Below are 22,134 nucleotides of genomic sequence, written 5' to 3' on the forward strand. Positions count from 1 at the left end.
TAGCTGCATGATGCCATGGCGGATTTCTAAGATCGGCGGAATACCAGGTCCCACACTCCATGTCCCAAGCGAATGCCGCGCTGTTCGAACTTGGTCAGCGGACGGGTATCGGGACGCGGCGCGTAGCCTGCCACGGTGTTGGCAAGTAGCGGCTCGGCCGAAAGCACCGCGAGCATCTGTTCGGCGTAATCCTGCCAGTCGGTCGCCAGGTGAATATAGCCGCCAGGGCGGAGGCGGCTGGCGAGCAGTCGTGCCAATGACGGCTGGATCAGGCGCCGCTTGTGGTGGCGCTTCTTGTGCCAGGGGTCGGGGAAAAAGATGTGGATGCCGGCAAGGCTGTCGGGCGCCAGCATGTGGGTCAGCACCTCGACGGCATCGTGCTGGATAACGCGCACGTTGGCGAGGCCGCGTTCGCCGACCTGCTTCAGCAGTGCACCGACGCCCGGCGTGTGGACTTCCACGCCGAGGTAATCGTTTTCGGGATGGGCAGCGGCAATCTCGGCCAGTCCTTCGCCCATGCCAAAACCGATCTCCAGGACGCGGGGGACCGACCGGCCGAACACGGCATCGAGATCGAGTACGCCTGGCTGGTAAGGCAGCATGAACCGTGGCCCGATCTCGGCCAGCGCACGCGCCTGGCCGGAGCCGACGCGTCCGGCGCGCAACACATAGGAACGGATGCGCGGATGCGCGCCGGTATCGATCGCCATGCTTATTTGTTGCCCGCGCTTTTATTTCCGGTAATGAGGCCGCTGGTCGGCGAACTCGGGCTGGCCTGATAGACCTTCTTCGGCATGCGGCCTGCCAGGTAGGCCTCGCGCCCGGCCTCCACCGCCTTCTTCATCGCCGACGCCATCAGCACCGGATTGCCCGCACCCGCAATCGCGGTGTTCATCAGCACGGCGTCGCAGCCGAGCTCCATCGCGATGGTGGCATCGCTGGCTGTGCCCACGCCGGCGTCGACGATCACCGGCACCGAAAGCCGGTCGATGATGATCTGCAGATTCCACGGATTGAGGATGCCCATGCCGGAGCCGATCAGGCTCGCCAGCGGCATCACCGCGACGCAGCCGATGTCTTCGAGCTGCCTGGCGGCGATCGGGTCGTCCGAGGTGTAGACCATCACCTGGAAGCCGTCCTTCACCAGCACCTCGGCGGCCTTGATCGTTTCAGCCACGTTGGGATAGAGCGATTCGGCGTCGCCCAGCACTTCGAGCTTGACCAGGCTGTGGCCGTCCAGTAGTTCGCGCGCCAGACGCAGGGTGCGGATCGCGTCGTCCGCCGTATAGCAGCCGGCGGTGTTGGGCAGGTAGGTGTATTTCGACGGCGGCAGTGCGTCCAGCAGGCTGGGCTGGCTGGCATCCTGGCCGATGTTGGTGCGGCGGATCGCGACGGTGACGATCTGCGCGCCTGAGGCCTCGACCGCGAGACGCGTCTGTTCGAAATCCTTGTATTTTCCGGTGCCGACCAGCAGGCGGGAGGCATAGGATTGTCCGGCAATGACGAGAGGTTCCATAGGTTCAGCCAAGAGTAAAGCGCAAGAGGTGAAGGGTACGTGTGAAGCGTGATGAAAGAAGGGTGTCTTCTGACGCCCCTCTCCCGGCATCAGCCGCCGCCAACCGCGACGACGATTTCCAGGCGATCGCCGCTGGCAAGCCGGGTGTCGGCATGCTGGCTGCGCGGGACGATCTCGCCGTTTTTTTCGATGGCAATGCGTTTCCCCGCCAGGTCCAATGATTCGACCAGTTGGCTCAGGGTAAGCGGAGCGGGAAAGCTGCGGGATTCGCCGTTGATGAGCAGTTCAATCACAAATCGCTTCTTCTATCGGAGGCATGCAAGTTTCAGTATCATGCCGAATTCTACCCTGAAGGGTACCGATACCGCGCGGGCGTCGTATAGTGGCATTACCTGAGCTTCCCAAGCTCATGAGGAGGGTTCGATTCCCTTCGCCCGCTCCAGATATGGCTTGCCGCCGATTGATTGGGGTCACTCCTGATAGTGTTAAGGCCGTGAATACCAAGCCCGTCCCGCCCTCCCCCGACGCCTTGCTGCACGAGGTCGATGCGCGCATGACGCAGGCGCTGGACAATTTCTTCCAGCGCAGCCGCATCGCGATTCAGGACACCATCTTCCGGGTGTTGGCCGAACGGATGGACACCCCGCACATCGCCACGGGACAAACCTGCCTCGACCTGCTCAACGCCAGTCCGGAAGCCCTGTCCGCCGCGTTTGCCGACCAGTTCCGCCGTCACCTCGCCCGGCCCGAGACGTTTCCCAGCCACCATGGCGATCCTGCGCCCGAACTGCAACTGGTGGACGACGACACGCTCAAGCGCCAGCTGGCTGAAGAGAAACTCGCAGCCGACATGACCGAAACCCTGCGCGCCGACATGCTGCCGCTGTTCCGCCGCATCCAGGCCGTGCAACGGGCCAAGTTGGAAAACAACACGAACCTGAATCATCCCGATGTCTACGGCCCGCTTCCGGTCATTCGCGCCCTCTCGCGCGCACTCGACTCGCAGGGCATGAGTCCGGCTTGCGGCACCTTTTTGCTCGGATGCGTACGCGCGCCACTGCTCGATACGCTGAAACACACCTACACGGCGCTCAACCAATTCCTGAGCGTGGCCGATCTTCCCGACCTTCCGGTGCCGGACGTCCCCCGCCCGCCCCCGCCCCGACGAAGCGATCCCGACGCAGGGCACGATGTGCTGGCGCATATCCGATCCGCTTCATCTGCCACCGGAGGCCTCGGCCCGGCAAGCGGAGGGGTGTCAACAGGCCTGTTCCCGGCGGCCTCGCCGCACAGCCTGGTCGACAGCCTGACTGACTGGCGCGCCTTTCCTCCCGACCTCGTAAGCGCCAACGCCGAGACGCCAGCCCTGGTCCTACGACAACTGCAGCAGAATGCACGCCAGGCCGGCACCGGCGCGTTCGATCTCGCCATACTGGATGCCTTGGCTGGTCTGTTCGAGTTCATCCTCGACGATCCCGCCGTCTCGCCGCGCTACAAGGCTGAAATCGCGCACCTGCAGATCCCGGCCCTCAGGGTGGCGCTCATTTCGCCTGAGTTTTTCAGCGACGACCAGCACCCGGCACGCCAGCTTATCGACCTGATGGGCCAGTTTTCCCGGCGCTTTCCCGAAGGCGACGCAACGCACCACAACGCGCTCGAGCAAATCCATACCGCCTGTGCCACCGTTCTCGACGATGCCGATCACCCGAACGAGGCCTTTGCCCGGGCACACAGCGCACTCGCCGCCTGGCTGGCGGGCGAAAATATGCGCACAGAAGCCGCACTGAATGCTGAAGTGGCGCATCTGGAGCAGATCGAGCGGCAGGAACTGGGCACGCTGCTGGCTCTGGAAAACCTGAACGACCTGACCGAGCGTTATCCTGCCCCGGAATCCGTCCTGCGGCGGCTGGAAAACGCCTGGGTTCCGCATATGACCTCTCTATATGTGGCCGAATCCGGCGAAGGCCCCGACTGGCGGGCAGCCTGCCAGACCCTGCTGAACCTCTTCCTCAGCCTGCAACCCCCCGACAGCGACGCCACACGGGAAGCCCGACTGCAATCGATCCCGGCCATCAACGCCGCATTGCGGCAGGGCCTCCTGGCCCAGGGGGCCGAACCGGCGCAATTGAAAGATTTTTTCAGCGCCATTACCGCCACCCAGGAATGCTGGATCCGCCCTGCCCTGGGACACCGCGAAGCACGGGTCAGCACGTTTACCCCGCAGCGCATTTCGCCGGCGCAAATCGAATCATTTGCCAACCAGGCACCGGGCTCGCAGGAAAACGATCCCGCCCTGCGGCAGGCGCAGCAATTGATCGAGGGAGACTGGGTGGATTTCGACCCGCCCTACGAGGGTCTTGCGACCGCCCGCGTGGCCTGGGTCGGCGTACGCGGCTATCTGCTGTTTTGCGACAGTGAAGGCGAACAACGCTTTTCGCTGGATTGCGAGGGACTCGCAACTGAAATCCGTACCGGACGGGCACGCATTCCAGAGCAGTCACTAACCCGAAATGCCATGCTACGCCTCAAGGATAGTTTGGCGACCGGCCTCTCCTAATATTTCTGCTTCGACTACACTCAAGTTTTGTTCAGCTTGGTCGATAGGTCAGTTATGCGGTTGTGTGTCGATTTTTCGGCGCAATCGCCGACCACCGAACAGGGCAAACCCGCCGCGAGGCAGGGACGCAAAGTTACCGGTCTCGCCAGCTACATCCGGCGGACGAGATAGCGGGGCCGCCGGCAGTACTCCTGTCACGCGTATACCCTCCGTTCAGGCCGGCCAGCCGCCGATACCGCGAGGTGATCCCCATGGAGCGCGAGATGCCAGACAAATCAGTCGTAGTTAACCTCAATCAATTCGAGCGATCGCGTCGGGCGCAGGTCTCCGCCGAGACCTTGTCCGTTCTGCACGGCTGCCGCGACTTGCTGATCGAAGGTGCGACCCGTGTGCTGACCCGGCAGACCGAGGCCATGGAAAACACCCTGCTGGCAATGGCCGACCGCTCGCCTTTGCTGGACACGCGCAACACGTACTACGGTGCCCAGGGCATTCTCAACAAGCAGGCCAACGAGTTACTGAGCGCCTGCAAGGACGCCTACTGCCAGAGCTTCAGCGATTTTGCGCTCAACCGCGAGAAAACGACGGGCAGCGAATTGCTCGAACTGTCCCTGGTGGACGACCAGGATTTCGAAATCACGCTGGCGGTCGATAAAGCCACCTCGCGACTGCGCTTCAACTGCGCCGAGGAACTGGTTGCACTGGACGCCCGTATTGCCCATCTGCTGGGCCGCAGCGACCTGGCCGAGAACGACAATCCGCTTGGCCCGCGTGCGCTGTGCGAAGCGATGCTCGACGGCATCACCCGCATGCAACTGGAGCAGGACGTTCGGATCGTTCTGCTGAACCAGTTCGACCTGGTACTCACCACCGAACTCGCCCACATCTACCAGACCATCAACCGCCATCTGATCGACCGCGGCATCCTGCCGGACCTGAAGGTCGGCGCGAAAAACCGGGCACAAGGCTCAGGCTCAGGCTCCGCCCAGCACAGCACGCCCTCTGCCGGTACGGGTCCTGCCATGCAGGGACAAACCGGCGGCGACATGTTCAGGCTGTTCGAGCAGCTCGCGCACGGCGGCGCTCCGGCCACGGGCGGATATGCCGGTGGTTCCGGTACCAGCAGTGGCGGTACGCCGGCCGGGCTTGCCGGCTTCAGCCTGCTCGATTCGCTCAGCCAACTTCAATCCGGTGCCCTCATGCTGCCTGGGGGCGGACGCTTCGAACTGCCCCTCCTGGAAGCCGCCAACGTCAGCAACGTGCTGCGCAGCTTGCAGCAAAGTCCGGTCATGCAGGCAGCCAGCCCGCTCGATGCGGTGCTGGTGGACGCCGTGGCCATGCTGTTCGACGTGGTTTTTGACGAAGCCTCCATCCCCGATCGCCTCAAGGCGCAAATCGCGCGCCTGCAGATTCCGGTGCTGAAGGCGGCGATGCTGGACCGCAATTTCTTCTCGCAGTCGAATCATCCTGTGCGCCGCATGCTGGATGCGATCGCCACGCTTTCCGTGCACCTGCCCGACAACGAGACGGGCAATGCCCGTCTCGATGCCATTTCGAAAGTGGTCAGCCGGGTACTGGACAGTTTCGAGCAGGACATTGCCGTATTCGAATCCGCTGCCGCAGAGCTGGAGGCCATGGCCTCCAGCCTGGAAGAAACGCTCGAGGAGACGGTGGATGTCAGCTTGCAACCGGATATCGCCCAGATCAAGCAAAGCGAACGCGCCGAACTCGCGCCGGTCATCGTGCATGATTTCATCAATCGTGCACTCAAGGACCAGCAGGCAGGCGACGCGGTACGCGAATTCCTGCGCCGCGACTGGGCGCAGTTGCTTACCCAGGACTACATCAGCGAAGGCGAGCAGGGCGCGCATTTCAACAGCCATGTCGAAACCATGCGCGAACTGGTCTGGAGCGTGCAGCCCAAGGCGGACATGGATGCACGCCTGATGCTGGTGCGCATTCTGCCCGGGTTGCTGAAGCGCCTGCGTGAAGGTACGGCAGAAATCGACCTGCCGCAGAAGCTTTCCGATCGCTTCTTTGCCACCCTGGTCATCCTGCACGCCAACGCGGTGCGGCCCAATTCCCAACCGGTTCCGCTGCCCGACATCACACCCGAAGAAATCGAGGCGCTGGCCCCTGCGCCTGACGTCCCGGAAGCCGCCCCAGTGGTGGCAGCCGAAGCCGAGCCAGCCACGCCTGAAGTGGAAGACGAATTCACCCAGCGCGCGCGCCCTGAACAAGGGCGACTGGGTGGAATTCCACTACGACGACGGCACGTTCCGCTGGGCGCGGCTGGGCTGGGTCAGCAGCATCAAGAACACCTACCTGTTCTCGGATCAGGACGGCATGAACAGCTTTTCCATCGGCCTGCATCGCCTGGCCGACAAGCTGCGCCGCGGCGAGGCCGTGCTGGTCGAACGCAAATCGATCACCGAATCGGCGTTCGGCAAGCTGATGAACCTGTTCCGCCAGAAACTCGGCCACGCCTGAGCAGGCAACTGACATGCGGGCCGCGAGGCGCCATCTCGTGGGCTTCGCACATGCCCTCATCCGCCGTCCCTTCGCCACGGCTTGTGACCTAAAGGGTGCTACCCTGCCGGGGTGAAAAAATCATTTGCGTCCCGCATCATCCACTGGCAGCTGCACCATGGCCGCCATACCCTGCCATGGCAGGGCACACGCGATCCCTACCGTATCTGGCTGTCTGAAATCATGCTGCAGCAGACCCAGGTTGCCACGGTCATCCCCTATTTCGAGCGTTTTATCGCCTGTTTTCCCGATCTGCCGGCCCTGGCCGCCGCCCCGCAAGACGACGTGCTCGCGTTGTGGAGCGGGCTTGGCTATTACAGCCGCGCACGCAATCTGCACGCCGCGGCACGCGCCGTCATGGCCCGACATGACGGGACATTTCCGGCCCGGCCCGACGCCATCGCGCAACTGCCGGGGGTAGGACGCTCGACTGCCGCCGCCATTGCAGCGCTGGCATTCAGCCAGCCCTGCGCCATTCTCGATGGCAACGTCAAGCGCGTACTGGCACGCCATGGCGGCATCGCAGGCTGGCCAAGCGACAAAAAAGTCGAGTCGGCATTATGGACGCTGGCCGAATCGCTGCTGCCGGACAGGGCCATCGAGGCCTACACCCAGGGCATGATGGATCTCGGCGCGCTCGTCTGTACCCGCAGCCAGCCAGACTGTGCAGCCTGTCCGGTCAACGTCGACTGCATCGCCCATACGCAAGGCCGCGCCCACGAATTGCCGGCACCACGTCCCAAAAAAACGCTGCCAGAAAAGCAGGTGCAGATGCTGCTGCTGCTCGACCGCGGCGAACTCATGCTTGAAAAGCGTCCCTCGCAGGGTATTTGGGGCGGCTTGTGGAGCCTGCCCGAGTTGCCCCTCGACGTCGATGCCGCCGGCCACTGCCACGAGCGCTTCGGCTTCACCGCGTTGGCCAGGCAGGCGCTCCCGCGGTTCACGCACAGCTTCACTCACTTCAACTGCACATCCAGCCGGTTCGGCTCCAACTGGCGCCGCGCCCCGACACGCCGCCCGGCCAGATCTGGCTCCCGCTGGCTGATGCCCTGGATGCCGCGCTGCCCGCCCCGGTACGCACGCTGGTCAGGCAACTCGACCGCCAATGAATCCTCTGATTGCTGCCCGTGCGGCATTTGCCATGCTATAAAGCGGCAACCCAAATAACAACTTTCTGACGCCCAGTGGCTCAAGCGTATTTCTTTTTCTGGCGGCTGATGTTGCTGACATGTCTGTTCAGCCCGTTTGCCGCATCGGCTGGAATCATCGTCAATCCCGACGTTGAAGGCCACAGCATCAGCATCACCTCCCTGCGCAACATTTACACCCTGCGCCAGACGCTGTGGCCCAACCACCAACCCATCGTGGTTTTCGTCCTGCCGGATGACCATCCAGCGCATGTGGCCTTTGCCAAGGAAAAACTCGGCCTTTATCCCTATCGTCTGCGCCAAACCTGGGACCGGATGAGCTTCAGCGGAATGGCCGGTGCGCCGATTCAGGTAAAAGACGAGAACGAAATGCGGGCACGCGTTCGGGCCACACCGGGCGCAATCGGTTATACAAGTAAGGACATGGTTTATGACGGCATCAAGACGCTTAGGCTGGAATATCCTGCTGTTGGGCAGCCTGCTGGCCGTGTCGCCCGTCTGTTGGGCCGACGAACTGGCCGGTCCCCGCTACCAGATCCAGGGGTTCGCCGCCCAGGGCCTGATCGGCAGTACCAATAACCGTTTCTTCGGCGACAGCCGGAATGGTGTCAGTACCGAATTCACCGAAGCCGGCCTCCATGGGACCTGGCAGGCGCTCGACGCGGTGCGGCTGTCCGGCCAGATACTGTATCGGCGTGCGGGCGAAAGCGATCAGGATGGTCTGCGCGTGGATTATGTCCAGGCGGACTGGCAGTTTTACCAGACCGAAGTCAGCCAGCTCGGACTCAAGTTCGGCAAGGTCAAGCTCCCCTACGGCCTGTATAACGAAACGCGCGACGTACCGTTCACGCGTTCCGGCATCCTGTTGCCCCAATCGGTCTATGTCGACAATAGCCGCGACTTGCTGCTCGCCGCGCCCGGAGCCTTCCTGCACGGTGCCAGCGTGCAGGAATACGGCGCGTTCGACTTCCTGCTGGGTTGGGTGCGCCCCAATTTCGACAGCCCCTCAGTCGATTACAGTTTTCTCGGCAACACGCGGCCGGGCAAGCTGGAAGGCAAAGGCGCGCTCGGCGCCCGCCTGCGCTGGGATCTGCCAACCGATACCACGTTGATGCTGACGTATGCCAATGCCCGGGCCGAGTATGCGCCCGGCAGCAGCGACACGCTGGCAGCAGGCAAGGTGCAGTTCCGCAATATCCTCTTCACGGTCCAACAACGCCTCGATACCGTCACATTGACGGCCGAGTACGGCGAACCCCGCTTCGATACCGCTGGCTTCGGCCCGTTCCTGCCCAACAGCCACCGAGTCATCCAGGCGGGGTATCTCCAGGGCGAATGGCGTTTCCTGCCGGCCTGGGAACTGATGCTGCGCCATGACATCTTCTACCGGGACAAGCACGACAAGGACGGCCATCTGTTTGCCGCCGCCACCGGTCTACCGGCCCACAGCATGTTTGCCCGCGACACGACACTGGGACTGCGCTGGGACACCACGCCCAACCTGATGCTGCGTGCGGAATTCCACCATGTCGATGGTACCGGCTGGCTGCCGGGCCCGGACAACCCCGTCTTTCTCGGCCGCGAACAACGCTGGAACATGTGGCTCCTGCAGGCTGCCTACCGGTTCTAGGCCACATGCGATCGCCCGCCTTTCTCAGCCTGAAATGGAAGCTGCTGTTGCCGCTCACGCTGGCCATGGCAATTGGCACGATGGCGCTCACCTGGATCAACGACGCCAACCTGCGCCGCGAAGTCCAGCAGACACGCCTCGACAGCGCAACCCGCAACGAGGCGCTGCTACGCTTCCTGATCCAACAGAACGAACGCCAACTGGTGGATGCCGGATCGGCACTGGCCGATTTTCTGGTAGCCAGCCATGGCGGGCCACCCGATCTGAATGCCGGCTTCGCCCTGCAGCCTTACTGGGACCAACTCAGCCTCAATCAGGGGTTCGAAAGCCTGCGCCTGTACGACGCCGGTCAACGGCTGCTGACCGGTTTCGGCAGCACGCCGGCGCCCGACGCGCTGATCGCCTCCAGGCTCAGGGAAGTGCTCTCGAACGAACATCCGGCCAGCGGCCTGTACTGTGCCGAAAGCTGCCTGTTTTACGGCATGGCGCCGGTGCTGCGCCAGGGCCGTACCGCCGGCGTGGTGGTGATATCGATGGATCTCTCCAGCCTGCTGAGCACGTTTGGCCAGAGCAGCGGACACGATCTGGCGGTCGCTGTCGATCGCCAGCAGAAAACCACGCTGATCGCCGCCACCACCCCGGACATCCGGACGATGGTGGACAAGGCGGATTTCGTTCCCTATCCGCAACAGCCACAGCTCGAATCGGCGCTGACCCACAGCAAAGGCAAGGCCTATGTGTGGCAAAAGCTGAAGCCCCTTGCGAGCACGCCCGACACCCCGTATTTCATCGCGCGCAAGGACGTAACCGATGCCGAGCGCGCCATCCGGCAATCCTTCCTCACCAATCTGGTCACAGGGCTGACCGTTTTCATCCTTGCCGAAGGCGTGCTGCTGGTTTCGCTCGCCTGGCTGATGCGGCGGATGAACCGGGTCAGCACCGGCCTGCCATTGCTGGGCGACGGCCGCTGGCGCGACGCCCGCCAGCATCTGCAGTTCCGCGACATCATACCGGGCGACGAACTCTCCACCCTGGAGAAAGCTGCGCTCACGCTCGCCAGCCAGCTCGAATCGCTCGACGCCGCCGCACTCAACCAGCAGAACGATCTTGCCAAGCTGGTCGATACCCTGTCGCACGAACGCGACTTCATCTCCGGCCTGCTGGACACGGCGCAGGCGCTGATCCTGACCCAGGATCGCCACGGCGTGATCCGCATGGCCAACCATTACGTGGAAACCCTGACCGGCCTCACCGAGCAGCAGTTGATCGGGCAGGATTACTTCAAGCAGATGATCGCGCCGCAGGAAAGCCGCGACTGGCGTTCGCGACTCCTCGTCCATTTCCTCAACGACCCCGCGCCGCTGCGATTCGAGGCGCTGCTCGCCACCCCCGACGGCCTGCGCAATATCACCTGGGTGCATTCGCTGATCGGCCAGAAAGGCGACAGCGAACCCCTGATCCTGTCGGTGGGACTGGACCTGACCGAACTCAAGAGCGCGCAGGCGCGTGCCAGCTATCTGTCCGACTACGACACGCTGACCGGACTTTACAATCGCCAGGGCTTCCAGCGGCGACTGGCCCACGCCCTGACCGAACTGAAGAGCGGCGCCCTCCTGCTGATCGACCTGGATGATTTCAAGGCGATCAACGACCTGGCCGGTCACAGCGCCGGCGATGCCGTGATCCAGAACATGGCCGAACGCCTGCGCGAACTCCAGCCGGCGCCCAAGCTGGCCGCGCGACTGGGCGGCGACGAATTTGCCCTGTATTTCTAACCCTTGCCGGACGCCCAGTTGCTGCAGACTGCACGTTTCCTATGCAAGGGCGACCGCGACCAGCACATCGCCACCGCCTGCGTCGGCATCGCCGTAGTCCAGCCCGACTGCACCACGGAAAGCCTGCTGGGCCATGCCGATCTGGCGCTATCCCAGGCGCGTGCCAAAGGCCGTTCCAACTGGCATCTCTACAATCCCGGGGACGGCACCCGCGAAAGCCTGCTGGACCGCACGTCGCAGCTTGCGCTGATCACCGACGCGCTGCATGACAACCGGCTGGCGTTGTTCCTCCAGCCCATTATGTCGATCCAGGCCGGACGGGCCGTGCACTATGAGGCGCTGCTGCGAGTCCGGACGCCGGACGGCCAGATTCTGCCGCCCGCCCCGCTGATCGCTGCTGCAGAAGCCTCGGGGTTGATCCGGGAGATCGACCAATGGGTACTGCAGCATGCCATCTCGCTGATCGCGAGCCAGCCCGGTCTGCATCTCGCGGTCAACCTGTCCGCCCGCAGCCTCGACAACCCTGAATTGCCCGCCCAACTTCAGGCCATGCTGGAACAACAAGGCGTCCAGCCGCACCAGTTGATCCTGGAAATCACCGAAACGGCGACCCTCAACCAGATGACGCATGCCGAGATCCTGCTCACCGGCATTCGCGCGCTCGGCTGCAAGCTGGCGCTGGACGATTTCGGCGTTGGTTTTTCCACCTTCCAGTATTTGAAACATCTGCCGGTGGATTTTGTCAAAATCGACGGCTCGTTCATTCGCACGCTTGATCACAGCGAGGATGACCGCCTGTTCGTGAAAGCCCTGGTCGAAGCCATACACGGCTATGGCAAGCTGGCGATTGCGGAATACGTCGAGACCGAGGCCATTCTTCGGTGGGTAACGGAACTTGGCGTGGACTATGCCCAAGGCTATCACTTCGGCCGGCCGCAACCGGCCGAATCGGTACTTCCGCTCAAGCCTGGCTGATTGTGAACAGGGTGCTATACCTAACATTCCCATGTGCCGCACCAGGAGGTTGCCATGAATACACGGCTCGATTCGTCCAGCACCGCCGTCTTCGATCTCGACGGTTTCCTGATCGACCCCGCCATGTGGACTGAAAGTCTGGCCGACCGTATCGCCCAAACCGACGGCATCGGCCCCCTCAGCAAGGCACAGTTTGCCCTGCTGCAGGCCTTGCGAAGCGAGTTTTCCAAGTTCAACAACGTCACCGCGCTCAGCCATGTCTGCCACCTCGTCGGGCAAGAGGCCGACTGCATGCAACACCTGTTCCCCACCCCCCGCGAGGCCTGGCGCCTGGCGGGGCTCCCCAACCCGGGCGAGGAAGCCAAAACCTATCTTTGAAGCCGCCCGGCCGGGCGGCCTGTCCGGTAACATCCGCTGCGCGCCGGGTGCTTTTCGCCGCCCGGAATCCGGTAAGATTGGCGTTTTCCATTCGTTAGAGAATTTTCACCATGTCCATGGCCGACCGCGACGGCGTCATCTGGTACGACGGCAAGCTCGTCCCCTGGCGCGACGCCACCACCCACGTCCTGACCCACACCCTGCACTACGGCATGGGCGTCTTCGAGGGAGTGCGCGCCTACAAGGCCGAGCAGGGCACCGCGATCTTCCGCCTGCAGGAGCACACCGACCGTCTGTTCCGCTCCGCCCACATCCTCGGCATGAAGCTGCCGTTCGACAAGGCCACGATTTCAGAGGCACAGCGCACCGTCGTGCGCGAGAACAGGCTCGAATCCGGCTATCTGCGCCCGATGGCATTTTTCGGCTCTGAGGCCATGGGCATCTCGGCCAAGAACCTGTCGGTGCACGTCATCGTCGCCGCCTGGCCGTGGGGCGCGTATCTGGGCCAGGAAGCGCTGGAACGCGGTATCCGCGTGAAGACCAGTTCGTTCTCGCGCCACCACGTCAACATCACCATGTGCAAGGCCAAGGCCAACGGCAACTACATGAACTCCATCCTCGCGCACAAGGAAGCCGAAACCGACGGCTACGACGAGGCGCTGCTACTCGACGTCGACGGCTTCGTCGCCGAAGGCTCGGGCGAGAATTTCTTCATGGTCCGCAACGGCAAGCTCTACACGCCCGATCTGACAGCCGCCCTGGAGGGCATCACGCGCGACACCATCGTGCAACTGGCTGGCGAAATCGGCCTGCAGGTGATCGAGAAGCGCATCACGCGCGACGAGGTCTACTGCGCCGACGAGGCCTTCTTCACCGGCACCGCCGCCGAAGTCACGCCGATCCGCGAACTCGACAACCGCACCATCGGCGAAGGAACCCGCGGCCCCATCACCGCACGCTTGCAGGCGATGTATTTCGACTGCGTGCATGGCCGTGCCGACGCCCATGCCGACTGGCTCAGCCCGGTCTGAGCGTGCACGATATGAGCGAACGGCACGACAATACCCAGCGCGTCATCGAAATCACCGAAAGCGACCTGCCGCTGCATTGCCCGATGCCGCAGCAGAGCGACTGGAGTGCCCACCCGCGCGTCTACCTGCCCATCGAAGCGCGTGGCGATGCGCTGTGTCCCTATTGCGGCACGCTCTATCGCCTGAAAGGCAAACCCAGCGGCAGTCATCACTAGCTCTGTCGTCCCCGGCCCGGGGCGGCAGGTCCTGATTCGAGAACCATGCCCGGATCCACGTTTCCCACTCCCGAAGCCGTCGAGGCCGCGTTCTACGCGGCTTTCGAGACCCGTTCGCTCGACGCCATGATGGCGGTCTGGGCCAGCGACGACAGCATCGCCTGCATCCATCCCATGGCCGCGCCGCTGAATGGGCGGACCGCCGTGGCGGCCGGCTGGCGCAGCATGTTCGAGGCCGCTGGTCAGTTCAGTGTACGGGTGGAAGTCGCCCACCAAATACGCGAAACTTCGCAGGTCGTCCGCATCGTTCGCGAATACCTCGTCATCGGCCAGGAGACCGAACCGCGCCCGCCCATACTCGCGACCAATGTCTACCGCAAGGAAGCCGACGGCGGCTGGCGCATGGTGCTGCACCACGCCTCGCCGCTCCAGGTGGGTGGCACACCGCCCTCACGCACGCCGCCCGTGGTCCTGCATTAAGAAGGATCGGCGGCGATTTGGCTAAACCCCGCGCCATGTCCTTTCCGGAAAACATGGCTTATCGCGCCCCTGTCTGGCTGCCAGGCGGCCACCTGCAAACCATCTACAGCAGCCTGTTCATCCATGTTCCGCCGATAGTCTACCGGCGCGAGCGACTGGAACTGCCGGACGGCGATTTTCTCGATTTCGACTGGGTGGACGGCCAGGCCGGTGCACCGGCAGTAGTGCTGTTCCATGGCCTGGAAGGCAGTGCCGACAGCCACTACGCACGCGACCTCATGGCCCATGCCCGAACACGCGGCTGGCATGGCGTGGTGGCGCATTTCCGCGGCTGCTCGGGCGTGGACAACCGCCTGCCGCGCGCCTATTTTGCCGGCGACAGTAAGGACATCGAACGCATGCTGCGTCACGTCAAATCCTTGCATGCCCATGCCCCGGTTTACGCCGTCGGTGTTTCGCTCGGCGGCAACGCGCTGCTGAAATGGCTGGGCGAACAGGGCGAAGCGGCACGTACGCTGGTCGAACGTGCCGCCGGCGTTTCCGCGCCGCTCGATCTCACTGCAGCCGGCCGCACGCTTGATCGTGGCTTCAATCGCCGTGTCTACACCGCTCGCTTTCTCGTCACCCTGAAGCAGAAGGCCCTGCGCAAGGCCGCAGGCTTTCCCGGCGTCCTGGATGCGAAAGCGATTGCAGCTGCCACCACCTTCCGCGCATTCGACACGCTGGTCACAGCCCGGCTGCATGGCTTTCGCGATGCCGACGACTACTGGCTGAAGGTGTCTTCCAAACCCCTGCTGCACGCCATCGCCATCCCCACGCTCGTCATCAACGCGCGAAACGACCCATTCCTGCCTGCCAGGGCATTGCCGTCGCCTGACGAAGTCTCTCCTGCAGTCACGCTCGAACAACCTGCCACCGGCGGCCACGTCGCCTTCCCTTCCGGTCCGTTCCCGGGCAACCTCGACTGGCTTCCGCGCCGATTGATGCAGCATTTCGACACACAGCCCGGGTAAAATCGGTCCATCTGAAAACAGGGAGCGTGTTGTGGAATACCCCAAGGAAATCTTCAAGGCCTATGACATCCGCGGTATCGTCGGCACGACCTTCACGCCGGAAATCGTCGAGGCCATCGGCCACGCCATCGGTTCCGAAGCGGTCGCACGCAGCCAGACCGAAATCTGCATCGGCCGCGATGGCCGCCTGTCCGGCCCCGATCTCGCCGCAGCCCTGGCGCGCGGCATCCGCAAGGCCGGCATCGGCGTCGTCGACCTCGGCATGGTCGCCACGCCGATGACCTATTTCGCTGCCTATCAACTGGGAACGAACAGCGCAGTGATGGTCACCGGCAGCCACAACCCGCCCGACTACAACGGCCTGAAAATGGTGCTCGGCGGCGAGACACTGTCGGGCGAGGCCATCCAGAAGCTGCGCGAGCGGCTGGTGAACAACGATCTCGCACACGGCGACGGCGGCTACCGCCAGCACGACATCGCCGGAGAATATCTCACACGCATCGTCTCCGACGTCAAGCTCACGCGCCCGATGAAGATCATCATCGACTGCGGCAACGGCGTGCCCGGCGCATTTGCACCCAAGCTCTATCGCGACATGGGTTGCCAGGTGGAGGAACTGTTCTGCGAAGTCGACGGCAACTTTCCCAACCATCATCCCGATCCCTCGCAGCCCAAGAACCTGCAGGATCTGATCGCTGCGCTGAAGACCAGCGACGCCGAAATCGGGCTGGCCTTTGACGGCGACGGCGACCGCCTCGGCGTGGTCACCAAGGACGGCAGCATCATCTTCCCCGACCGCCAGCTGATGCTGTTCGCCGACGACGTGCTCAGCCGCAACCCGGGTGCCGAGATCATTTTCGACGTGAAGTCGACGCGCAACCTGTTCAGCTGGATCCGCGAACGCGGCGGTCGTCCGCTGCTGTGGAAGACCGGCCATAGCTTCATCAAGGCGAAGATGAAGGAAACCGGCGCGCTGCTGGCCGGCGAAATGTCCGGCCACGTGTTCTTCAAGGAGCGCTGGTTCGGCTTCGACGACGGGCTCTACGCCGGTGCGCGCCTGCTCGAATATTTGAGCAAACAGGCCGACATCAATGCCACCCTGCACAGCCTGCCCGACACGGTGAACACACCCGAACTCAACATCAAGATGGCCGAAGGCGAGCATTACACGCTGATGGATACGCTGCAGAAAACCGCGCGCTTCCCCGATGCCAAGGAAGTCATCACGCTCGACGGCCTGCGCGTGGAGTACGCCGACGGCTTCGGCCTCGCGCGCCCGTCGAACACCACGCCTGTGATCGTGTTGCGCTTCGAAGCCGACAATGCCGCTGCACTGGAACGGATTCAGGCCGACTTTCGCCGCGTGATCCATCAATCCGCGCCCAACCTCGCACTGCCGTTTTGAGCGCCCATCCTTGACTCATCCGGGCGAACCGCCGCGCAGCTTGCATGTCATCGGCGGCAAGCACCTGGGCGGCGCAGAACGTTTCTTCATCCGGCTGGTGAACGCGCTGGCGCGCCATGGCCAGCCCGTTGCCGCGGTCACCGTGGCCGGTGGCGAAATCGCCCGCGCCATCGACCCTGCGGTACGCCACTATCACGCGCCGATGCTGGGAGTATGGGATGTGTACTCGCGCTGGAAGATCAATCGCGTCATCGCGGACTTCCAGCCCGACGTGGTGCAGACCTATATGGGACGCGCCACACGCATCGTGCATCTGCCTGCCAACCGGCTGCCGGTACACCTGGCCAGGCTGGGCGGCTTCTACAACCTCAAGGGCTATCGCCATGCCCACGCCTGGGTCGGCAACACGCACGGCATTCACGACTACCTGACCGCGCATGGGCTGCCTGCCGACCGCGTGCATTGCATCGGCAATTTCGTCGACACACCGGAACGCCTGTCGGCCGCTGCGCTCGATGCGCTGCGCCACCAGCTCGGGCTCGATGGCTGCCGCATCCTGCTCGGCCTCGGCCGGCTGCATCCCAACAAAGGCTGGAGCGATCTGCTGCATGCCTTCGCCAGGCTGCCGGCCGAAGCCGACGACGGCATGCCGCTGCATCTGCTGATGGTGGGCGACGGACCGCTGCGCAAGGAACTGGAAGCCTTGTCGGGGCAACTCGGGATCGCTGCGCGCGTGCGCTGGATCGGCTGGAAGAACGACCCGGCGCCGTATTACCAGCTGGCCGATGTATTCATCTGCGCGTCGGTACACGAACCGCTCGGCAACGTCATCCTGGAGGCCTGGGCGAACCGTGCCCTGATCGTCGCCACGCGCGCGCAAGGTCCGCTGGAGCTGATGCAGGATGACGTCAACGGCCTGCTGGCCCCGCTGGCCGATGCGGCAGGGCTGGCCGACGTGTTGCGCACCGCACTGGCGCTCGATGCCGGTCACAAGGCCCGGCTGATCGAGGCGGGCCATGCCGACGTGACGCGCCATTATTCCGAAGCGGCGATCCTGTCGGACTACACCGCACTCTATGCAGGCCTGGTGGATCAGTCGACCGGAAGCGGCGCCGGCCGGTGCAGCAGGTAGCCCTGCACGAAATCCACGCCCATTTTTTTCAAACAGGCCAGTTCGGCTTCGGTCTCGACCTGCTCGGCGATGGTCTGCTTGCCCAACTCATGCCCCAGCGTGTGCATGGCCTTGACGATGGCAAGCTTTTCGCGGTCGTGGTCCATGCCGCGCACGAAATCCCCATCGATCTTGAGAGAGGCCACAGGCAATCGCTTCAGGTAGCCGAACGACGACTGCCCTTTGCCGAAGTCGTCCAGCGCGAACTGGATGCCTCGCGACTTCAGTGCCAGGATCAATTTCTCGCATGAATCGAGGCTGTCGATGGCGGCGGTTTCGGTCACCTCGAAACTGATCCGCGCAGGGTCGAAGTGATACTGGCCGATTTCGTCGAGTACGAATTCGGCCGTACCCGGATCGCTGAGACTGCGCCCTGACAGGTTGATCGCATAACTGGCCTCGTCTTGGGGATGCGTGTCGAGGTAGGCGAAGAAATTGCGGATCACCCAGCGATCGAAGCTGGGCGCCAGCCCGTAACGTTCGGCTGCCGGCAGGAACTCACCCGGCGAGATGATCGCACCGTCCTCGCCGCGCAGGCGCAGCAGGATTTCATAATGCTGCGTCGCGGCGTCCGGCGACAGGGCGACCTTCTGCTGGCGATACAGGACGAACCGGTGTGCCTCGAATGCCTTGGTGATCGCGCCCACCCACTGCATCTCGTCGTTGATCTTCTGCAGGGCCGGGTGGGTTTTTTCATAGACCTGGATCGCGTTGCCGCCCAGCGACTTGGCGTGGTAGCAGGCCGTGTCGGCCTGCGCCAGGATCTCGCCGATGTCGACCATGCCGCCATGCAATTCGGTTACCCCGAAGCTCACCCCGAGGCGAAACACTTTGTCGTCCCATTCGAAACGGAAGCGGCCGATTTCGTCGCGCAACCCCTGTATGTGATCCATCGCTGCGGGCAAAGCGGTGTCGACGAACAGCAGGCCGAATTCATCGCCTCCCAGTCGTGCCAGGTAATGATTCCTGCCTTCCGCACGCTGCGCCATGATGGCCGTCAGGCGTTGCAGCAAGGCGTCGCCCGCACGATGGCCGCAAGTATCGTTGACCAGCTTGAATCGATCCAGGTCGATGTAGCAGAAAATGCAATGCCGTGCCTCCTGCTGCACGCTCAGCAAGGCCTCAGTCAGCTTGTCCTCCATCATGCGGCGATTCCACAGACCGGTGAGCGGATCGCGCTCGGCCTGCCAGGCCAGCCGTTGCATCAGACTGCGGCGTTCGCTCTCGTCCTGGAACACCAGCACGCCGCCCTGCACCTTGCCGTCGCTGGAACGGATCGGCGCGGCGGTATCGCTGATCGCAATCCTTGCGCCATCCTGGCGGCGTATGACCGTATGATTGCCCAGCTCGACCACCGTATTGCGCCGCAGCGCCTGTTCGAGCGGATTCGCCACAAGCGCCCCACTCTGTTCATTGGCCAACGGCAGCACCTCGGATATCTGTCGCCCCCGCGCATCGGTGCTGCTGAAGCCGGTCAGCTCTTCCGCCCTTGGGTTGAGGAACTCGATCCGCCCTTTCGCATCGGTGACGACCACGGCATCCGCAATGGATTCGATCGTCACGCGCAGGCGTTCCTTTTCGACCAGCAAGTCGTCATGCTCACGTCCCAGCGCAGCGATCAGTCGGCTGACATGATCGGCCATGCGATTGAACATCAGCTGGGTATCGCGCACCTCCGGCGGCGAACCGTATACCAGACTGGCGCGCGCGCTGAAATCGCCATTCTCGATCGCCCGTGCCGCCGTGCGCAGGGCATACAGGCCGCGCAGATTGACCTGCAGCAGCCAGCGCAGCAACAGCATGACGCCGATCAGGCTACCGGCTGCCAGCACGGTGAAGCGCACCGCCAGGATCCACAAGCCCTGGATGGTCGGCGCATCATCCAGTGCAACCGAAACCATACCGTAAGATGCGCCGCCGACGACGAGTTCGGATTGCGCGCGGGGCGCACGGATATCCACCAGCGCGGCGAACCAGGCTGGATAAGGGTGCAGCTCAGACGGCGCGCCCGCCTCGAACGTGACCTGGTGGGTAGCGAAGCGCACATCCAGGGCATGGAAACGATCCACTCGCGCATGGATCGCCTGCTCAATCGCGGGATAATCGCGCAACAGCGCCTGATCCTGGATCGCCGTCATGATCGCGCCCAGTTCGCGTTCCGCACCCACATCGAGTTGTTGCTGGGCGCGCTCCGTAAGCGGTAGGCCCAGCACGGCCAGCGCCACCAGATACATGACGAGCACCAACACGAACACCGTGCCCAGGATGCGCATATGCAGGCTGTAATGCGTGTTGCGCATCGACTGCGGATCACTCATTCAGCGGTACCCGCGTATGCTGGAAGAACGCACGGTAGTCGGCATAATCACGATCGTCCGCCGCGACAAATCCCCGTACCTTGGCCAGCCCGAGCGACCGGGCCGACTGTTGCAACACACGCAGCCCCGCCGGGTCGCCCACCATGTTGACGAAAGCCTGCCTGACCTTCTCGCCGTCCGCCATGCTGATCCGCGGCGACGCCATCACGGCAAGGTCGAAATAGGGTTTCGATTCGGCCAGCACCCGATATTTCAGCTGGCGGCGCCGGGCGAAATCGGCCATGACCTGATCGCTGACTCCGGCGGCGGCGACCTGGCCCGATTCCAGCTGCCCTATCGCCGCTTCCTGATTGCCGGAAAACAGCGGCGTGACATTGATCTCCGCGCGCAGCAGCGCGTCCATCGGCAGGTAGTAGCCGGTGAGGCCATAGGGATTCGAGAACGCCACCGGCTTGCCGGCCAGTTCGTGCAGCGTGGTGATCGGCGAGTTGTCGAGCACCACCACCTGTCCACGGATTCCCCGCGTGTCTTGCCGGGCCAGCACACGCCAGCCCATCTTGTTTCGCTTCGGCGTAAACAGATGGTTGGTGTAGGCAAAATCCAGCTTCCCCGCGACCACGCGGTCGGTGGTTTCATTCGCGGTGCGCCCTATGTGCAATTCCAGCGGCACGCCCGAACGCGTCGAGACGTACGTCAGGATGGGGTTCCAGTACGCCGCAGTTGCTTGCAGGCTCCGGTGGTTGAGCACGCCGAAAGCATACGGTGCTGGCGGCGCAGCCTGGCATGCTGTGCCCAGCAGCAAGGCCAGGCACATCCCTGTTCTCCTCATGTTGTCTCCCATGATTTATTATTCGAACGGCAATTGTTATTGCGTGGCGAGCGCAACTTCGAGCCAGGCAATAACAAAACGGGGGCGAGATGCATGGCCCCCCACAATGACGGACAAAGCCTGCCGATCTTGAATCCGCGTGCCATCCACATGGACACGCCCTAGAATCACGACTGTCCCCGCTGTTGGAGTTCACCATCAACTGCCTGCTTTTCACCGATTCCAAAGCCCAGCCCATCGCATTCGACGACATCAGCGACCATGTCGGACACTCGGACCGGTTTATCTGGGTCGAACTGAAATCGCCCGACAGCCAAACCATCACCCGCCTTGGCCAGGAACTCGGCCTGCATGCCCTGGCGCTGGAAGACGCGATTTCCACGCACCAGCGCCCCAAGCTGGAAGAATACGATGGCCACATTTTCATCGCGGTGCGCACAGCCCAGCTATGGGAAGCGCGTCTGGAACTCGGCGAAACGCATTTGTTCGTGGGCAGGAATTATGTCGTCGCCATCCGCCACGACAGCGGCGGCGGCTACCAGCGCGTGAGCGACCGGCTACAGCGTCTTCCCAACGGGCTCAAGGCGGCCACGCCTTACGCGCTGTATCTAGTGCTCGATCTTATCGTCGACCAGTTCAGGCCGGTCATCGAAGGCATGCAGGAACGCTTCCATTCGCTGGAAAGCCAGTTGATGGGCGGTGTCGAGTCGGGGCGCGACATGCTGGAACAGCTGTACGAGATGAAACGCGACCTCACCGCGCTGCGCGACGCCACCGAGCCGATGCAGGAGATCTCGCAGAACCTCGTTCGCCTGCATCCGGAGTTGTCCACCAAGGAACTCAAGGCGTATTACCGCGACATCCATGACCACGCGGTGCGGGTGTCGGCCGCCATCGATCGCCTGCGCGCCTCGACGTCCGATGCCATGCAGTTCCACCTCGCCTCGCTGTCGGTGAAGCAGAACGAGTCGGTGCAGAAACTGGCTGGCTGGGGCGCGCTGCTCGCCTTGCCCACCGTGGTATTCAGTCTCTACGGCATGAATTTCGTCAACATGCCCGAATTGAAATGGCCATGGGCCTATCCGGCCCTGCTGGCGCTGACCGGTGCAGCCGTCCTCGTGCTGTATCGACGACTCAAACAGCGCGGCTGGATCTAGGGCACCA

General features: G+C 63.2%; 20 protein-coding genes, 1 tRNA gene, 1 pseudogene and 1 riboswitch. Of the genes and pseudogenes, 17 read left to right on the top strand and 5 right to left on the bottom strand.

What is annotated here, in order from left to right:
* Window positions 1–26: 26 nt before the first annotated feature.
* The 3 genes from trmB to thiS all read right to left on the bottom strand — a co-directional run bounded on the left by trmB (window position 27) and on the right by thiS (window position 1,809).
* Window positions 27–710, bottom strand: a complete 684-nt coding sequence (gene trmB, locus B058_RS0102000; RefSeq protein WP_018506795.1) for a tRNA (guanosine(46)-N7)-methyltransferase TrmB — start codon at window positions 708–710, stop codon at window positions 27–29.
* A gap of 2 nt (window positions 711–712) precedes the next feature.
* Window positions 713–1,516, bottom strand: a complete 804-nt coding sequence (locus B058_RS0102005; RefSeq protein ID WP_018506796.1) for a thiazole synthase — start codon at window positions 1,514–1,516, stop codon at window positions 713–715.
* Window positions 1,517–1,605: 89 nt separating this feature from the next.
* Entirely contained in the window at window positions 1,606–1,809 is a 204-nt protein-coding gene (gene thiS, locus B058_RS0102010) for a sulfur carrier protein ThiS (protein ID WP_018506797.1), read from the bottom strand.
* Between the two features lie 75 nt (window positions 1,810–1,884).
* On the opposite strand from thiS, the gene B058_RS0102015 reads away from it, so the two are divergent.
* From B058_RS0102015 to B058_RS0102080, 16 genes and pseudogenes are all read left to right on the top strand, one after another.
* Window positions 1,885–1,958: transfer RNA gene (locus B058_RS0102015), tRNA-Gly, on the top strand.
* A gap of 51 nt (window positions 1,959–2,009) precedes the next feature.
* Window positions 2,010–4,073 (top strand): DUF1631 family protein, encoded by a 2,064-nt coding sequence (locus B058_RS0102020; protein WP_018506798.1) that lies wholly within the window; start codon window positions 2,010–2,012, stop codon window positions 4,071–4,073.
* A 92-nt stretch (window positions 4,074–4,165) separates the two neighbouring features.
* Window positions 4,166–4,257, top strand: a riboswitch (cyclic di-GMP riboswitch).
* Window positions 4,258–4,336: 79 nt separating this feature from the next.
* Window positions 4,337–6,226, top strand: a pseudogene (locus B058_RS0102025) (DUF1631 family protein); the annotation flags it as partial.
* Window positions 6,227–6,323: 97 nt separating this feature from the next.
* Window positions 6,324–6,563: a DUF1631 family protein gene (locus B058_RS18385; protein ID WP_281166662.1), complete on the top strand. Its 240-nt coding sequence runs from the start codon at window positions 6,324–6,326 to the stop codon at window positions 6,561–6,563.
* A 111-nt stretch (window positions 6,564–6,674) separates the two neighbouring features.
* Window positions 6,675–7,769, top strand: a complete 1,095-nt coding sequence (gene mutY / locus B058_RS16255) for an A/G-specific adenine glycosylase (RefSeq protein WP_245539237.1) — start codon at window positions 6,675–6,677, stop codon at window positions 7,767–7,769.
* 17 nt (window positions 7,770–7,786) lie between these two features.
* Window positions 7,787–8,329 (top strand): type 2 periplasmic-binding domain-containing protein, encoded by a 543-nt coding sequence (locus B058_RS17380; protein WP_245539238.1) that lies wholly within the window; start codon window positions 7,787–7,789, stop codon window positions 8,327–8,329.
* The gene (locus tag B058_RS0102035) at window positions 8,238–9,380 is read left to right on the top strand and encodes a TonB-dependent receptor (protein ID WP_245539239.1); all 1,143 of its coding nucleotides are present in this window, start codon (window positions 8,238–8,240) and stop codon (window positions 9,378–9,380) included. Before B058_RS17380 ends, B058_RS0102035 begins: the two co-directional genes overlap by 92 nt.
* Window positions 9,381–9,385: 5 nt before the next feature.
* A complete protein-coding gene (locus B058_RS17190; protein ID WP_018506801.1) occupies window positions 9,386–11,155 on the top strand; it encodes a diguanylate cyclase domain-containing protein in 1,770 nt (589 codons plus the stop codon).
* 18 nt (window positions 11,156–11,173) lie between these two features.
* Window positions 11,174–12,130 carry an EAL domain-containing protein gene (locus B058_RS16260; protein WP_018506802.1) on the top strand — a complete coding sequence of 319 codons (957 nt, stop codon included), beginning with the start codon at window positions 11,174–11,176 and terminating at the stop codon, window positions 12,128–12,130.
* Window positions 12,131–12,184: 54 nt separating this feature from the next.
* On the top strand, window positions 12,185–12,508 hold the full coding sequence (locus B058_RS0102050; RefSeq protein ID WP_018506803.1) for a TusE/DsrC/DsvC family sulfur relay protein: 324 nt from the start codon (window positions 12,185–12,187) through the stop codon (window positions 12,506–12,508).
* 110 nt (window positions 12,509–12,618) lie between these two features.
* Window positions 12,619–13,539, top strand: a complete 921-nt coding sequence (locus B058_RS0102055) for a branched-chain amino acid transaminase (RefSeq protein ID WP_018506804.1) — start codon at window positions 12,619–12,621, stop codon at window positions 13,537–13,539.
* A gap of 11 nt (window positions 13,540–13,550) precedes the next feature.
* The gene (locus tag B058_RS0102060; protein WP_018506805.1) at window positions 13,551–13,754 is read left to right on the top strand and encodes a zinc-finger domain-containing protein; all 204 of its coding nucleotides are present in this window, start codon (window positions 13,551–13,553) and stop codon (window positions 13,752–13,754) included.
* A 45-nt stretch (window positions 13,755–13,799) separates the two neighbouring features.
* Window positions 13,800–14,234 carry a YybH family protein gene (locus B058_RS0102065; RefSeq protein ID WP_018506806.1) on the top strand — a complete coding sequence of 145 codons (435 nt, stop codon included), beginning with the start codon at window positions 13,800–13,802 and terminating at the stop codon, window positions 14,232–14,234.
* A 35-nt stretch (window positions 14,235–14,269) separates the two neighbouring features.
* Entirely contained in the window at window positions 14,270–15,247 is a 978-nt protein-coding gene (locus B058_RS0102070) for a YheT family hydrolase (protein ID WP_018506807.1), read from the top strand.
* A 31-nt stretch (window positions 15,248–15,278) separates the two neighbouring features.
* The gene (locus B058_RS0102075) at window positions 15,279–16,652 is read left to right on the top strand and encodes a phosphomannomutase/phosphoglucomutase (RefSeq protein ID WP_018506808.1); all 1,374 of its coding nucleotides are present in this window, start codon (window positions 15,279–15,281) and stop codon (window positions 16,650–16,652) included.
* A gap of 10 nt (window positions 16,653–16,662) precedes the next feature.
* Window positions 16,663–17,784: a glycosyltransferase gene (locus tag B058_RS0102080; protein ID WP_018506809.1), complete on the top strand. Its 1,122-nt coding sequence runs from the start codon at window positions 16,663–16,665 to the stop codon at window positions 17,782–17,784.
* On the opposite strand, the gene B058_RS16265 is transcribed toward B058_RS0102080, so the two are convergent.
* Together B058_RS16265 and B058_RS0102090 are read right to left on the bottom strand one after the other, a co-directional pair.
* Entirely contained in the window at window positions 17,745–20,141 is a 2,397-nt protein-coding gene (locus tag B058_RS16265; RefSeq protein ID WP_081616707.1) for an EAL domain-containing protein, read from the bottom strand. The two genes, B058_RS0102080 and B058_RS16265, sit on opposite strands and share 40 nt — an antisense overlap.
* Window positions 20,134–20,955, bottom strand: coding sequence for a phosphate/phosphite/phosphonate ABC transporter substrate-binding protein (locus B058_RS0102090; protein WP_018506811.1), 822 nt, complete (start codon window positions 20,953–20,955; stop codon window positions 20,134–20,136). Before B058_RS0102090 ends, B058_RS16265 begins: the two co-directional genes overlap by 8 nt.
* A gap of 200 nt (window positions 20,956–21,155) precedes the next feature.
* Here B058_RS0102090 and B058_RS0102095 point away from each other — a divergent pair, with 200 nt between their 5' ends.
* The gene (locus B058_RS0102095; protein ID WP_018506812.1) at window positions 21,156–22,127 is read left to right on the top strand and encodes a magnesium and cobalt transport protein CorA; all 972 of its coding nucleotides are present in this window, start codon (window positions 21,156–21,158) and stop codon (window positions 22,125–22,127) included.
* Window positions 22,128–22,134: the final 7 nt, after the last annotated feature.

This window comes from Thiobacillus thioparus DSM 505 (assembly GCF_000373385.1).
Taxonomy (GTDB): Bacteria; Pseudomonadota; Gammaproteobacteria; order Burkholderiales; family Thiobacillaceae; genus Thiobacillus; species Thiobacillus thioparus.

Excerpts from the sequence above, each read along its gene's own strand:
- B058_RS16265 (WP_081616707.1), bottom strand. The coding sequence starts at position 20,141 with ATGAGTGATCCGCAGTCGATGCGCAACACGCATTACAGCCTGCATATG.
- B058_RS0102070 (WP_018506807.1), top strand. The coding sequence starts at position 14,270 with ATGTCCTTTCCGGAAAACATGGCTTATCGCGCCCCTGTCTGGCTGCCA.
- trmB (WP_018506795.1), bottom strand. The coding sequence starts at position 710 with ATGGCGATCGATACCGGCGCGCATCCGCGCATCCGTTCCTATGTGTTG.
- B058_RS17190 (WP_018506801.1), top strand. The coding sequence starts at position 9,386 with ATGCGATCGCCCGCCTTTCTCAGCCTGAAATGGAAGCTGCTGTTGCCG.
- B058_RS0102050 (WP_018506803.1), top strand. The coding sequence starts at position 12,185 with ATGAATACACGGCTCGATTCGTCCAGCACCGCCGTCTTCGATCTCGAC.
- B058_RS0102065 (WP_018506806.1), top strand. The coding sequence starts at position 13,800 with ATGCCCGGATCCACGTTTCCCACTCCCGAAGCCGTCGAGGCCGCGTTC.
- B058_RS0102005 (WP_018506796.1), bottom strand. The coding sequence starts at position 1,516 with ATGGAACCTCTCGTCATTGCCGGACAATCCTATGCCTCCCGCCTGCTG.
- B058_RS0102060 (WP_018506805.1), top strand. The coding sequence starts at position 13,551 with ATGAGCGAACGGCACGACAATACCCAGCGCGTCATCGAAATCACCGAA.
- B058_RS0102055 (WP_018506804.1), top strand. The coding sequence starts at position 12,619 with ATGTCCATGGCCGACCGCGACGGCGTCATCTGGTACGACGGCAAGCTC.
- B058_RS0102090 (WP_018506811.1), bottom strand. The coding sequence starts at position 20,955 with ATGTGCCTGGCCTTGCTGCTGGGCACAGCATGCCAGGCTGCGCCGCCA.